Raw genomic sequence first — 13,457 nt, 5'->3', positions numbered from 1 at the left:
CCCCGCGCAGACGGGGTGCGCCCCTGCCAGTAACGCTCCCGCGACCGCGCGGGTGACCCAGGAGGATTGAAGTGGCTGTCCCGAAGCGGAAGATGTCGCGGAGCAACACCCGCAAGCGCCGTTCGCAGTGGAAGGCCTCGCGCCCGGTGCTCGTCACCTGCCCGCGCTGCCGCGACCCCAAGCTCCCGCACACCGCCTGCCCGACGTGCGGCACCTACAACAACCGCCAGGTCCTCGACGTCTCCTGACGCCGTAGGCACAGGAGCCCTGGCCACTCGGCCGTCGGCGCACCGCCGGGCGGCCACCGGGCCGGCACGCAGGAAGCCGCGGCGCGCGGACTCGTGCCGGGGATCGCGCGGGTGGATCCCGCGGGCGCCCCGACCCGAGTCCCGCCCCGGCTCCCTGCTTGGCGACAACCGAAGACGACCGCGCCGGTTCGGGCATATCCCGAGGCCGTGGTGGCCGCCGGGCAGGGGCAGCGCCCCTCCGCGACGCTCACCTCGCCCTCGAGCGTCCCTGATCGGCTCAGTCGAGCACAGCCGCGCGATCGACCGCGCGCCTGGGCGAACGGCGCTGGAGATCAGGAGTGTGAACGTCGAGTGGCCCCACAACTCAACGCGGCCGAGGCCCGCGAGTTCTATCGTGCGATCGGCGTCGAGATCGACGCCAAGGTGCTGGCGCGGGCGCTGACCCACCGCTCCTACGCCTATGAGAAGGGCGGTCTGCCCACCAACGAGCGCCTGGAGTTCCTCGGCGACTCCGTACTGGGCCTGATCGTCACCGACACCCTCTTCCGCGAGCACCCCGACCTGCCCGAGGGCCAGCTCGCCAAGCTGCGCGCTGCGGTGGTCAACATGCGCGCGCTCGCCGACGTCGCCCGCGACCTGGGCATCGGCGACTACATCCGGCTGGGCCGCGGCGAGGAGGGCACCGGGGGACGCGACAAGTCCTCGATCCTGGCCGACACGCTGGAGGCCATCATCGGGGCGGTCTACCTGGACCGCGGCCTGGACGTCGCCTCCGACTTCGTGCACCGGTTGTTCGACCCGCTGATCGCCACAGCCTCGGGGCTGGGCGCGGGACTGGACTGGAAGACATCCCTGCAGGAGCTCACCGCCTCGGAGATGCTCGGGGTGCCCGAGTACCACGTCGAGGAGAGCGGCCCGGACCACCAGAAGACCTTCCGCGCGACCGTGCGCGTCGCCGGCGAGGACTACGGCATGGGCGAGGGGCGCAGCAAGAAGGAGGCCGAGCAGCAGGCGGCCGAGTCGGCCTGGAAGGCCATCCGCGGGGCGTCGGCCAAGACCCGCGCCGGCGAGGCCGACGCGCTCGGCGAAGAGTGAGCGGCCCGTGCCCGAGCTTCCCGAGGTCGAGGTCGTACGCGCGGGCCTGGAGCACTGGGTGTGCGGCCGCACCGTCGACGAGGTCGCGGTGCTGCACCCCCGCTCGGTCCGCCGCCACGCCGCGGGCGCCGAGGACTTCTCCGCGCGGCTGAAGGCGCGCACCGTCTCCGGGGTCCGCCGCCGCGGCAAGTACCTGTGGTTGTCGCTGGACTCCGGCGACGCGCTGCTGGCGCACCTGGGTATGAGCGGCCAGCTGCTGATGCAGCCGCGCGAGAGGGCCGCGGAGCGGCACCAGCGGGTGCGCATCGGGCTGGGCCCCGCGGAGCGGGAGCTGCGCTTCGTCGATCAGCGGACGTTCGGCCACCTCATGGTCGACCCGCTGGTGGACGACGCGCGGGGGCGCTCGGCCGGGGTGCCTTCGGTGATCGGCCACATCGCGCTGGACCCGCTGGACCCCGCCTTCGACGACGAGGCGTTCTCCGCCCTGCTGCGGCGCCGGCGCACCGAGGTCAAGCGCGCGCTGCTGGATCAGTCCCTTATCAGCGGGGTAGGCAACATCTACGCGGATGAGGCGCTGTGGCGGGCGCGGCTGCACTGGGCGCGTCCAACGGCCACGTTGCGCCGCGCGCAGGTGAGCACCCTGCTGGAGCGGTTGCGCGACGTGCTGCGCGAGGCGCTGGCGGCCGGCGGCACCTCGTTCGACAGCCTGTATGTGAACGTCAACGGCGAGAGCGGCTACTTCGAGCGCGGACTGAAGGCCTACGGGCGGCGCGGCATGCCGTGCGAGCGCTGCGGGACCCCGATCCGGCGCGACGCCTTCATGAACCGCTCGTCCTACAGCTGCCCGCGCTGCCAGCGCGCTCCGCGCACGTGAGACCGAGCACAGAGTGGGGGGAGTCCCGTGGCAGGCGACGAAGGCGAGCAGGACACCGCCGCACGGCTGACCGCGTGGGTGCGCGGCCGGGTGCAGGGAGTGGGTTTCCGCTGGTGGGTGCGCTCCCGCGCGCTGGAACTGGGGCTGACCGGCGCCGCGACCAACCTGGGCGACGGCAGGGTCGAGGTCGTGGCCGAGGGGCCCCGCAAGAGCTGCGAGCGGCTGCTGGCCCTGCTGCACAGCGCCGAGACGCCCGGAGAGGTGGCGGGGGTCGTCGAGAGATGGGAGAATCCCCGGGGCACGTTCTCCGGATTCACCGAGCGGTGAGTATCCTTAGAGGAGCAACGCGATCCGCGGGCACCTGTCTCGGCGCCGCCTATCGGCAGCTGGACGCGCGCATGGGGTGCCCCTTGTTCGGGTCGTGTGTTGCGACCTGCCCGATTACAGTGTGTTACTGACTGATTCATACAACCTTGACCAGCAACGCCCATGGTGAGATTCTGGAAAGCAGACCGCGCGCCTTTCCCATCCGGGGGCAGCCGAGCACGAGCGGCGCTCCCGAAGCTCATATGTGCGTGAATCGAATCTGGTCACTCAGTGTGGAGGACCCACATCATGGCGAAGGCTCTGTTTGGCCACGTCGGAGGTCCTGACCCTCAGATGGTTCAGGAGATGCGCCGGCTGCAGAAACGAGTACGTGACCTCGAAGACGAGATCAGTCGGCTTCAGGCGCGAAACGACCGGCTCTCCGCGGCTGTGACCGATGTCGCTGTTCCCGCGACCGACCGCGAGCCCGCGCTCGCCTGAAGTCCCGCGAGCACCCGCGACGTGAAAAAGGGACGCCTGCTTCGACCGGCGTCCCTGCGCGGGGCATCGGGGGACTGATCCCCGACCGAACGAACCCGTTCACCTGATCCGCATCCCGTGTTCATCCGGGCGTGCGGTCAGCCGATCCCCTCAGGCGGACGCTTCGGGCCGCGTGCCGGCCGCGAACGCCGCCCGCGACACTCACGGGGGAGACCCGGCGCCGCGTCTTCGGCGCCATCGCCGCCCGGCGCCTCTCCCGACGAACCGCCCGCGCGCCCCGTCGCCCCAGGCGCTTCGGGGCGCTCTCGGGCGGGTCGCGCCGCAGGCGGCGGCGTACCGACACCGGGGCGGTTGCGCAGACGGACGCCTCCGGTTCATGGCACCCTTGATCCCCGGGCCGTGCGAGCGCGGCCCGGCGACCGGACAGGCAAGGGGGGCCAGTGGCGTGTACCTGAAGAAGCTCACGCTGCGCGGCTTCAAGTCCTTCGCCTCGGCGACCACCCTGCGCTTCGAGCCCGGCATCACCACCGTCGTGGGGCCCAACGGCTCGGGCAAGTCCAACGTCGTCGACGCACTGGCCTGGGTCATGGGCGAGCAGGGCGCGAAATCCCTGCGCGGCGGCAAGATGGACGACGTCATCTTCGCCGGCACCTCCTCCCGCCCCGCGCTCGGCCGCGCCGAGGTCAGCCTGACCATCGACAACTCCGACGGCGCGCTGCCCATCGACTACACCGAGGTCACCATCAGGCGGACCATGTTCCGCAGCGGCGGCTCGGAGTACGCCATCAACGGCGACACCTGCCGGCTGCTGGACATCCAGGACCTGCTCAGCGACTCGGGAATCGGCCGGGAGATGCACGTCATCGTCGGCCAGGGCCAGCTCGACACTGTGCTGCACGCCGGGCCCGAGGAGCGCCGCGCCCTCATCGAGGAGGCCGCGGGCATCCTCAAACACCGCAAGCGCAAGGAGAAGGCGCTGCGCAAGCTGGATGCGATGCAGGGCAACCTCGACCGCGTCACCGACCTCACCTCCGAGCTGCGCCGCCAGCTCAAACCGCTGGGCAGGCAGGCCGAGCTCGCCCGGCGCGCCGCGGTGATCCAGGCCGACCTGCGCGACGCCCGGCTGCGCCTGCTCGCCGACGACATCGTCACCCTGCGCGAGGCTCTGGAGAAGGAGGAGGCCGACGAGGCGGCCGTGCGCACCCGCCGCGAGGCGGCCGAGAAGGCGCTGGCCGACGCCCAGGCGCGCGAGACCGCGCTGGACGCCGCCGCCGGCGAGGCGGCGCCGGTCCTCGCCCGCCTCCAGGACACCTACCACGGCCTCTCCCGCCTCAAGGAGCGCCTCAGCGCCGTGGCCTCGCTGGCGGCCGAACGCCACCGCAACCTCGCCGCCGAACCCGACTCCGACCAGGAGCGCTCCGGGCGCGACCCCGCCGAGCTGGAGCGCGAGGCCGAGGAGGCGCGCGCCCAGGAGGAGGAGCTGCAGTATCGGCTCGACGACGCCCGCGAGAACCTGGAAAGCGCCGTCGGCGAGCGCACCGTCGCCGAAGAGGAGCTGAAGGCGGAGGAGGAGCGCATCGCGGCCGCCTCCCGCGCCGCCGCCGACCGCCGCGAGGGCCTGGCCAAGCTCCGCGGGCGCGTCGACGCGCTGCGCAGCAGGCTCGCCGCCAGTGAGGCCGAGGTCGAGCGGCTCGACGCCGCGGCGGTGGAGGCCCGCGAACGCGCCGAGGAGGCCACGGCCGAGTACGAGCGCGCCCAAGCCGAGTCCGCCGGCCTCGACCAGGGCGACGCCGAGCTCGACACCGCCCAGGAGGACGCCAAGCGGCGCCTGGCCGAGATGGACGCCCGCCTCAACGAGCTGCGCGAGACCGAACGCGGCGCCGAGCGCGAGCGCGCCGCCCTCGCCGCCCGCAAGGAGGCCCTGGAGATGGGCCTCAATCGCAAGGACGGCGCCGCTGCCCTGCTTGCCGCCCAGGACCGCCTGCCCGGCCTGCTGGGGTCCCTGGCCGCCCTGGTCGAGGTCGAGCCCGGGCACGAGACGGCCGTCGCCGCCGCGTTCGGGGCCGCCTCCGAGGCCGTCGCCGCCGCGGACCCCGACACGGCGCGGCACGCCGTCGAGCTGCTCAAGAGCGAGGACGCCGGACGCGCGAGCGTCGTCATCGGCGGCTCCGCCGGAGCGGGCGGCGCCGAGCGCGCGGACTGGCCGCCGCTGCCGGGCGGACTGCGCTACGCCGCCGACGCCGTGACGCCGCCCGAGCGACTGCGGCCGGCCGTCACCGCGCTGCTGGAGCGCGTGGTGCTCGTCTCCGACGCCGACCAGGCCCGCGACCTGCTCGCCGCCCACCCGCGGCTGCGCGCCGTCACCGCCGACGGCGACCTCTACAGCACCGGCCTGGTCGAGGGAGGTTCGGCCACCGCACCCAGTCTGCTGGAGGTGCAGGCGGCCGTGGACGAGGCCGCCGAGCGGCTCGCCGCCGCCACCGGTGCGGCCGAGGAGGCCGCCGAGCGCCTGGCCGCGGCCAAGAGCGAGCGCGGCGAGCTCGCGGCCGCCCTCGACGAGGTCACGGCGCGGCGCCGGGCCGCCGACAAGCAGCGCAACGACGTCGCCCAGCAGCTGGGCAAGCTCGGCGGCCAGGCCCGCGCCGCCGCCGCCGAGGTCGAGCGCTACACCGCCGCCGCGGCCAAGGCCGCCGCCGGCCGGCAGAGCGACCTGGACGACCTCGCGGCGCTGGAGGAGCGGCTCGCCGAGGCCGAGGCCGAGCCGGTCGACGACGGCGAGCCCGACACCGGCCACCGCGACGAGCTGGCCGAGCGGGCCAGCGCCGCCCGCGCCGCCGAGACCGAGGCGCGCCTGGCCGTGCGCACCGCCGAGGAGCGGGTGCGCTCGATCTCCGGCCGCGCCGACAGCCTGCTGCGGGCCGCCGCGGCCGAGCGCGAGGCGCGCCGCAGGGCCGCCGAGCGCCGCGCCCGACGCCGCAGCCAGTCGCGGATCGCCGAGGCCGTCGCCGAGTCGGCGGCCCGGGCGCTGGAGCGCATCGAGTACTCGCTGGCCGACGCCGACGCCCAGCGCAAGCAGGCCGATGAGGAGCGGGCCGCGCGCGACGCCGAGCTGAAGACGGTGCGCGCCCGGGTGCGCGAGCTGTCGGTCGAACTGGAGAAGCTCGTCAACGTCGTCCACGGCAGCGAGGTCGCGCGCGCCGAGCGCAAACTGCGCCTGGAGCAGCTGGAGACCAAGGCCGTGGAGGAGATGGGCATCGAGGTGTCCGTGCTCGTCGCCGAGTACGGCCCCCGGGTGCCCGTTCCGCCGCCGGCCGACGCCAAGGAGGACGAGGCCGTCGCCGTGCCCTATGTGCGCGAGGTGCAGGAGAAGCGCGCCCGCAGCGCCGAGCGCCAGCTCAACCAGCTCGGCAAGATCAACCCCCTGGCGCTGGAGGAGTACGCCGCGCTGGAGGAGCGCCACGCCTTCCTCAACGCCCAGTTGGAGGACCTCAAGAAGACCCGGCGCGACCTGCTGTCCGTGGTCGAGCAGGTCGACGCGCGGGTGCAGGAGGTGTTCTCGGCGGCCTTCGCCGACGTCGAGCGGGAGTTCGCGCAGATCTTCGGTCGGCTCTTCCCCGGCGGCGAGGGCCGGCTGGTGCTCAGCGAACCCGGCGACATGCTCACCACCGGAGTCGAGGTGGAGGCCCGCCCGCCGGGCAAGAAGGTCAAGCGGCTCTCGCTGCTCTCGGGCGGCGAGCGCTCGCTGACCGCGGTGGCCTTCCTCGCCGCCATCTTCAAGGCCAGGCCCTCGCCGTTCTACGTCATGGACGAGGTCGAGGCCGCGCTCGACGACACCAACCTGCAGCGGTTGCTGGTGATCTTCGACGAGCTGCGGGAGTCCTCCCAGCTCATCGTGATCACCCACCAGAAGCGCACCATGGAGGCGGCCGACGCGCTGTACGGCGTGACCATGCACAACGACGGGATCTCCCAGGTCATCAGCCAGAAGCTGGACCGCGACACCCCGGGGCCGTGAGCCCGGCGCCGAGCGGGCGGCGAGGGACCCCCGGGAACCACGGGGGGCGCCACCACAGCGGTTGCGGCAATGGGGCTGGGTTGCGCGTAGCGCCCGCCCGTCACCCGCCACCGCCCCAACGGAGGCGCTTCGCGCCACGTATCTATTCAGAGCCGGCTTGCCGCCGAGTGCACGGTGCACCTTTTGTTCTGGAACCCGGCCACCGGTGGCGCGGCTCCATCCGAGAGGTACCGCGTGCGCTCGGCGGCAAGCCGCGACCGCGCTGCGCGAGGCGCGCCCATTGCCGCAGCTCGGTGGTGGCGGGTTCCCTGTGGTGCCCGGTGGGTTCCTGGGAAGCGAGGCCTCCGCAGTTCTCGAACACGGCCTCCGGTGCAGGTGACCGGGGCCGCCGGTACCCCCGTCCGGTGATCACGGTGCGAAGCGGTTAAAGTGGACATAGCGCCCTGCGGTCCGATTCCGCAGGGCAACGGCACCGAGCGAGCGAAGTCCGGTGCGGTCTCCGGCCCCGGCCGGCCCCGCGAATCCGGCGCTGCCCCGCAACTGTGAGACCCGCCCTTCGGGGCGGGCAAGCCAGGTCGCCTCTTCGGTGCCGCGGCCCACTGTCCTCGCGGGAGGGCGGACCGCACCGCGCCGCGCGCGGGCTCCGCTTCTCTGCCGCGCCCATCGAGACCCCAGAAGGAGTCCCGTGCCAAGCGCACGCCGCCTGCCCGCAGCACTGCTGCTGGCGGCACTCACTCTCTCCGCCTGCGGCGGCCCGCAGAACGCCGGCCAGAACCAGCAGGAGGCGGGCGACCAGGACACCGGCGCGTTCCCCGTGACCGTCGAGGACGCCTCCGGCAAGGTCGCCATCGAGTCCCCGCCGCGGCGCATCGTCTCGCTGTCGCCGACGGCCACCGAGATGCTGTTCGCGGTCGGCGCGGGCGACGAGGTCGTCGCCGCCGACGAGTACTCCGACCACCCGAAGGAAGCGCCGACCACCGACCTGTCCGGGTTCACGCCCAGCGTCGAGGCCATCAGCGAGTACAACCCCGACCTGGTGGTGCTCGCGCGCGACGCCGCCGACGCCGCCGAGCAGCTGCGCAAGGTCGACGTCCCCGTGCTGCTGATCCCCGCCGCGACCACCCTCGACGAGGCCTACGGGCAGATGCGCATGCTCGGCAAGGCGACCGGACACGCCCAGCAGGCCGACAAGGTCGCCGACCGGGTCGAGTCCGACGTCGAGGAGATCGTCGAGGAGACCACCGCCGAGGTCGGCGACACCGACCTCAGCGTCTACCACGAGCTGGACGAGGGCATGTACTCGGCGACCTCCGACACGTTCATCGGGCAGGTCTACGACCGCTTCGGCCTGGAGAACATCGCCGACTCCGCCGAGGACGCCGCCGGCGGCTACCCGCAGCTGTCCTCGGAGTACATCGTCGAGGAGAACCCCGACCTGATCTTCCTGTCCTACGGCGGCGACGGCGCCGTCGAGGCGCTGCGCGAGCGCCCCGCCTTCGACAGCGTCACCGCCGTCCGCAACGGCGACGTCGTCCAGCTCGACCCCGACGTCTCCTCGCGCTGGGGTCCGCGCGTGGTCGACCTGGCCGAGAGCGTCTCCGAAGCCGTCACAGCCGCCGCCCAGGAGGGGTAGCGCAGCGGTGAGGGTCAAGCGGGCGGCCTGGCTGTGGCCGCCGCTGGGGCTGGCGCTGCTCGCCGCCTGCGCGCTGGTTGGCGTGGCGGCGGGCGCGGCGTCCATCGGCCCCGTCGAAATCGCCGCCGCGCTGCTGGGGCGCCTTCCCTTCAGCCCGGTGGACTCGCCGCTGAGCGGGCTTCAAGAGGCGGTGCTCGTCGAGCTCAGGCTGCCCCGCGTGGTGCTGGGTGCGCTCGTCGGCGGGCTGCTGGCCAGCGCCGGAGCCGCCTACCAGGGAGTCTTCCGCAACCCGCTGGCCGACCCCTACCTGCTGGGGGCGGCCGGCGGCGCTGGGCTGGGCGCCACGCTCGTGCTGGCCTTCGGCGCCGACCTGGTCGACGCGCCGCGCGCCATCGTGCCGGTGGCGGCCTTCGCCGGGGCGCTGGCCGGGGTGGCCGCGGCCTATGCGTTGGGCGCCGTGGCGGGCGGCGGCGGCACGGCGACGCTGGTGCTCGCCGGGGTCGCGGTGTCGTCCTTCCTCTCCGCGGCGCAAAACCTGGTGCAGATGGTCCGGGTGGAGGAGCTGCGCCGCATCTACGCCTGGATGCTGGGCGGGCTGGGCCGCGGCGGCTGGGACGACGTGGCGATGATCGCGCCCTATGCGGCGGTGAGCGTGCTGGTGCTGATGGGCTGCGGCTATCTGCTCGACCTGCTGGCGCTGGGCGACGAGAAGGCGCTCAGCCTCGGACTCAACGCCACGGCGGCGCGGCTGCTGGTGGTCGCCGCGGCCTCCCTGGCCACCGCCGCGGCCGTATCGGTCAGCGGGCTGATCGGATTCGTGGGGATCGTCGTTCCCCACATCGTCCGGCGCCTGGTGGGTACCGGCTACCGGATGATCCTGCCGATGTCGCTGCTGAGCGGCGCCGCCTTCCTGGTCCTGGTCGATGTGGCCGCCCGCACCCTGATCGCGCCCGCCGAACTCCCGCTGGGAGTGGTGACCGCCTTCCTCGGCGCCCCGTTCTTCGTGTTCATCCTGCGGACGACACGCAACAGAGCCGGCTGAGACACCGGCGCGTGACCTGATCGACAGGCGCGATCTGGGAGACTGGAATCCGTTGCTCCTCCCACGTCCGAGGCTTGAGCGCGGCATCGGCTTCCAGGGCGCACGCACACGCTAGGAGACTGATGGACTACACGATCTTCGCCGTAATCATCTTCGTCGTCGCCCTCCTGGTGGTCGGCGGCGCCTTCCTGATCCGGCCGCGCCGGCCCGAGGCGCCGCCGGAGGAGCGCGAGGGCGGCCCCGCGGGCACGACCACGGCGGAGCCCGACGAGGAGGTCGCGGAGCGCGAGCGTGCCCCCGCCCCCGAAGCCGCGCCCGCGGCGCCGGAGATCGAGACCCCGCCCCCGTCGGCGGGCCGGCTGGTGCGGCTGCGCGCCCGCCTCGCGCGCTCCCAGAACGTCTTCGGCCAGGGCCTGCTGAGCCTGCTGTCGTCCGACCGGCTCGACGAGACCGCCTGGGAGGAGATCGAGGACACCCTGATCACCGCCGACGTGGGCGTCACGTCGGCCTCCCAGATCGTCGACGGCCTGCGCACCAAGGTCAAAGTCCTCGGCAGCCGCACCCCCGAGGAGGTGCGCGGGCTGCTCCGCTCCGAGCTGCTCCAGCACATCACCACCGACCAGGACCGCACCGTCCACACCGAACCGCACCCGGCCGCTCCCGCGGTGATCATGGTCGTCGGCGTCAACGGCACCGGTAAGACCACCACCGCCGGCAAGCTCGCCAGGGTGCTCGTGGGTGACGGCCGCAGCGTCGTGCTGGGTGCGGCCGACACCTTCCGCGCAGCGGCCGCCGACCAGCTGGAGACCTGGGGCTCGCGAGTGGGCGCCCCCGTGGTCCGCAGGGACGAGGGGGCCGACCCGGCCAGCGTGGCCTTCGAGGCGGTCAGCCGCGGCATGGATGACGGCGCCGACACCGTCATCATCGACACCGCCGGGCGGCTGCACACCAAGACCGGTCTGATGGACGAGCTCGGCAAGGTCAAGCGCGTCATCGAGAAGAAGACCCAGGTCGCCGACGTGCTGCTGGTGCTGGACGCCACCACCGGGCAGAACGGGCTGCGCCAGGCGCGGGTGTTCGCCGAGGTGGTCGACATCTCCGGCATCGTGCTCACCAAGCTCGACGGCACCGCCAAGGGCGGCATCGTCATCCAGGTCCAGCGCGAGCTGGGTGTGCCGGTCAAGCTCGTCGGCCTGGGCGAGGGGCCCGACGACCTGGCGCCCTTCGACCCCGAGGCGTTCGTCGACGCCATCCTCGACGACCAGGCCGCGCAGTAGGCCGGCCCGACCGGCCCGACCGGCCCGGCCGAACGGAGGACCTCCGATCGGCCGGGCCGTTTGCCAGGTTCACCGCACCGCCCGCGCGGCTACACGAGCACGTCGCGCCGGGCGAACCGGGCGGTGCCCAGTGCGGCCAGCGCCAGCGGGATCGCCACCAGCACCGCCGTGTAGCCGGCGTCGATGCCGTTGATCAGCGGCTCGGGATCGAGCGCGTAGTAGAACGGCGAGAGGAACCGCATCCACTCCAGCTCCTCCTGCTGCAGCGCGAAGGTGTTGCCCAGGTAGCCCACCACCGCGAGGACGGCGGCTCCGCCGATGGCGTAGGCCCGGCGGCCGGTGATTGCGCCGATCGCCAGCGCCAGCGCGCCGTAGCAGAACCCGATCAGCGCCGTCGCCAGCGCCGCCGCCGCGAGCCTGCCCACGGGGATGCCCAGATCCAGCGCCGGACCCAGCGCCACCAGCACCACCCAGATGGTCGCGCCCAGCAGCGCGACGAAGACCGCGAGGGCGGCGAAGCGCTGGAGGATCACGCGGTAGCGGCTGACGGGGTGGGACAGCACCAGCTCCAGCGCCCCCTCCTCCTCTTCCCCGGCGACGGCGCGGGTGCCGAAGGCGATCGCCGCGATCGAGACGAGGATCGGCGTGAGCAGGCCGAAGACCGTGCTGCCCAGGTAGCCCTCGGCCGTGGACAGGTCGGACCAGCCCATGGACTCCGCGAGCCGGGGCATCTGCTCCATGAAGGCCCGCATCGCCTCGCCGCTGGCCTCCATCGAGGGCCAGAAGGAGCTGTAGAGCGCCGTCACCGCCCCCACGCCGATCATCCAGCCGAGAATGCCGCGGCGGCTGTCCATCAGGAACTTGCCGAAGATGTCACGCACCGGCATCGGAGCCCTCCTCCTGCGGCGCCGGGCCGCGGCCGTTGTTGTAGTGGGTGAAGAACAGCTCCTCCAAGTCGGGTTCCTCGCTGGTGAGTCCCAGCACGGTATGCGACGCGGCGGCCTTGACCAGCGCGTCGGGGCTTCCCTCGACGGTGCAGGTCAGCGTCGTGCCCTCCACCGACGCGTCGCGCACGTGCTCCAGCCGGGAGAACTCCTCGGCGTCGACCGGCTCGGCGAAGGTCAGCGTGACCCGGCGCAGCGCCCGCTCGCGCAGGTCGTCCATGTCCTCCAGCGCCACGATCCGCCCGGCCCGGATGATCGCCGCCTGGTCGGCGACGTCCTGGACCTCGCTGAGGACGTGGGAGGACATGAACACGGTGCGGCCCTCGGCGCGGACCTCGCGCACCAGGTCCAGGAACTGCTGCTGCAGCAGCGGGTCCAGTCCGCTGGTGGGCTCGTCGAGGATGAGCAGCCGCGGCCGGTGCATGAACGCCTGCACCAGGCCCACCTTCTGCTTGTTGCCTTTGGACAGGCCGCGCACCGGGCGGTTCAGGTCCAGGCCGAAGCGCTCGGCCAGCGCCTCGATCTCGCGCCGGTCGACGCCGCCGCGCAGGCGGCCCAGGAAGGTCAGCAGCTCCCGCGCGGGGCGCCTGCTGGTCATGGGCAGTTCACCGGGAAGGTAGCCGATGTCGCGGCGCAGGCGCACGCCGTCGCGGCGGGGGTCGCCGCCCAGCAGGGTCACCTCGCCGGAGTCGCGCCGGATCAGATCCAGCAGGATGCGGATCGTGGTGGTCTTGCCGGCCCCGTTGGGACCGAGGAAGCCGAAGACGTCGCCTTGCGCGACGGTGAGGTCGACTCCCGACAGGGCGCGGTGGCGCCCGTAGCTCTTGGTCAGCCCTCGGCAGCTGATGACCGGTAGGGGATCGGCGGTCATGGCATATCTCGATTCTGCGCTTGCCACTGGTTCCCGGCTCGTGTTCCGGGAGGTTCGCATGGTCGTTCGCGTGGCGGTGCGGCGCACACCGGGCCGCGTGCGCCCCGCGAGCGCGGGACGGCTGCGCGGGCGCGCCGAGGCGCGAAGACGCGCAGGCCGCCGGGCCGGCAGGCCCGCGCCGCCGCGGCACCGGGACACGCCCGCAGGCGGGAGTCTCCGCATGCGGGTACGGCCCCGCTCGGCCGGATCCGCCGTCGCCGATGACGCCGGCCGGGCGGTGGCCGGGCTGCGTGGTGCGGCAGGCGCCCGCGGCCCCGCCGGCGCACCGGAGGAAGCCGGGTCGCGGCGGGAGCCGCCGTCTCGCGAAGCGGTGAAAGGCAGGCGCTCAGGCGCCGCGCCGAAGTGAACGACCCGTTGCCGACCCATGCGGGGAAGACGGCGTTGCCGCGCACCGGCGCACCGCACCGGGCGCGTCAGCGCGCCATGCCTCCCGCGTGTACGCGGGTCGGCCTGTAGGACGCGGGGGAGCGGCGGGCCGTCTCGGACGGCGCCGCGTGCCCCACTGCGGTGGCGGGGGGCGGATCCCGGGGGCTCTCTTCGGCCTTGAGCATCGCACTTCGCGTTCGTTCGAGCGGATGGACGTGCGCGATC

11 protein-coding genes are annotated in these 13,457 nt (G+C 73.4%); 9 read left to right on the top strand and 2 right to left on the bottom strand.

Translation table 11 applies throughout. The features are described 5' to 3' along the window. Nucleotides 1-71 precede the first annotated feature (71 nt). From rpmF to ftsY, 9 genes are all read left to right on the top strand, one after another. Nucleotides 72-248, top strand: a complete 177-nt coding sequence (gene rpmF, locus FZ103_RS13550) for a 50S ribosomal protein L32 (protein WP_186356260.1) — start codon at nucleotides 72-74, stop codon at nucleotides 246-248. A 351-nt stretch (nucleotides 249-599) separates the two neighbouring features. Continuing rightward, nucleotides 600-1,343, top strand: a complete 744-nt coding sequence (gene rnc / locus FZ103_RS13545; RefSeq protein ID WP_186356259.1) for a ribonuclease III — start codon at nucleotides 600-602, stop codon at nucleotides 1,341-1,343. Nucleotides 1,344-1,350: 7 nt separating this feature from the next. Beyond that, nucleotides 1,351-2,217, top strand: a complete 867-nt coding sequence (gene mutM, locus FZ103_RS13540) for a bifunctional DNA-formamidopyrimidine glycosylase/DNA-(apurinic or apyrimidinic site) lyase (protein WP_186356258.1) — start codon at nucleotides 1,351-1,353, stop codon at nucleotides 2,215-2,217. Nucleotides 2,218-2,244: 27 nt separating this feature from the next. After that, nucleotides 2,245-2,544 carry an acylphosphatase gene (locus FZ103_RS13535; protein ID WP_186356257.1) on the top strand — a complete coding sequence of 100 codons (300 nt, stop codon included), beginning with the start codon at nucleotides 2,245-2,247 and terminating at the stop codon, nucleotides 2,542-2,544. Between the two features lie 288 nt (nucleotides 2,545-2,832). Next, the gene (locus FZ103_RS13530) at nucleotides 2,833-3,024 is read left to right on the top strand and encodes a hypothetical protein (RefSeq protein WP_156001524.1); all 192 of its coding nucleotides are present in this window, start codon (nucleotides 2,833-2,835) and stop codon (nucleotides 3,022-3,024) included. 445 nt (nucleotides 3,025-3,469) lie between these two features. Next, nucleotides 3,470-7,039: a chromosome segregation protein SMC gene (gene smc / locus FZ103_RS13525; RefSeq protein ID WP_186356256.1), complete on the top strand. Its 3,570-nt coding sequence runs from the start codon at nucleotides 3,470-3,472 to the stop codon at nucleotides 7,037-7,039. Nucleotides 7,040-7,724: 685 nt separating this feature from the next. Next, nucleotides 7,725-8,672: an ABC transporter substrate-binding protein gene (locus FZ103_RS13520; RefSeq protein ID WP_186356255.1), complete on the top strand. Its 948-nt coding sequence runs from the start codon at nucleotides 7,725-7,727 to the stop codon at nucleotides 8,670-8,672. 7 nt (nucleotides 8,673-8,679) lie between these two features. Next, nucleotides 8,680-9,714, top strand: coding sequence for an iron ABC transporter permease (locus FZ103_RS13515; protein ID WP_186356254.1), 1,035 nt, complete (start codon nucleotides 8,680-8,682; stop codon nucleotides 9,712-9,714). A 122-nt stretch (nucleotides 9,715-9,836) separates the two neighbouring features. Then, nucleotides 9,837-10,991, top strand: coding sequence for a signal recognition particle-docking protein FtsY (ftsY, locus tag FZ103_RS13510; RefSeq protein WP_156001522.1), 1,155 nt, complete (start codon nucleotides 9,837-9,839; stop codon nucleotides 10,989-10,991). 89 nt (nucleotides 10,992-11,080) lie between these two features. On the opposite strand, the gene FZ103_RS13505 is transcribed toward ftsY, so the two are convergent. Together FZ103_RS13505 and FZ103_RS13500 are read right to left on the bottom strand one after the other, a co-directional pair. Then, nucleotides 11,081-11,878 carry an ABC transporter permease subunit gene (locus FZ103_RS13505; RefSeq protein ID WP_156001521.1) on the bottom strand — a complete coding sequence of 266 codons (798 nt, stop codon included), beginning with the start codon at nucleotides 11,876-11,878 and terminating at the stop codon, nucleotides 11,081-11,083. Continuing rightward, nucleotides 11,865-12,806, bottom strand: a complete 942-nt coding sequence (locus tag FZ103_RS13500; protein WP_156001520.1) for an ABC transporter ATP-binding protein — start codon at nucleotides 12,804-12,806, stop codon at nucleotides 11,865-11,867. Before FZ103_RS13500 ends, FZ103_RS13505 begins: the two co-directional genes overlap by 14 nt. Nucleotides 12,807-13,457: the final 651 nt, after the last annotated feature.

The sequence above is a fragment of the Streptomonospora sp. PA3 genome (assembly GCF_009728995.1).
Lineage (GTDB): Bacteria > Actinomycetota > Actinomycetes > Streptosporangiales > Streptosporangiaceae > Streptomonospora.
Note: the sequence above shows the minus strand (reverse complement) of the source record. Positions and strands in the feature narration are given on the sequence as shown.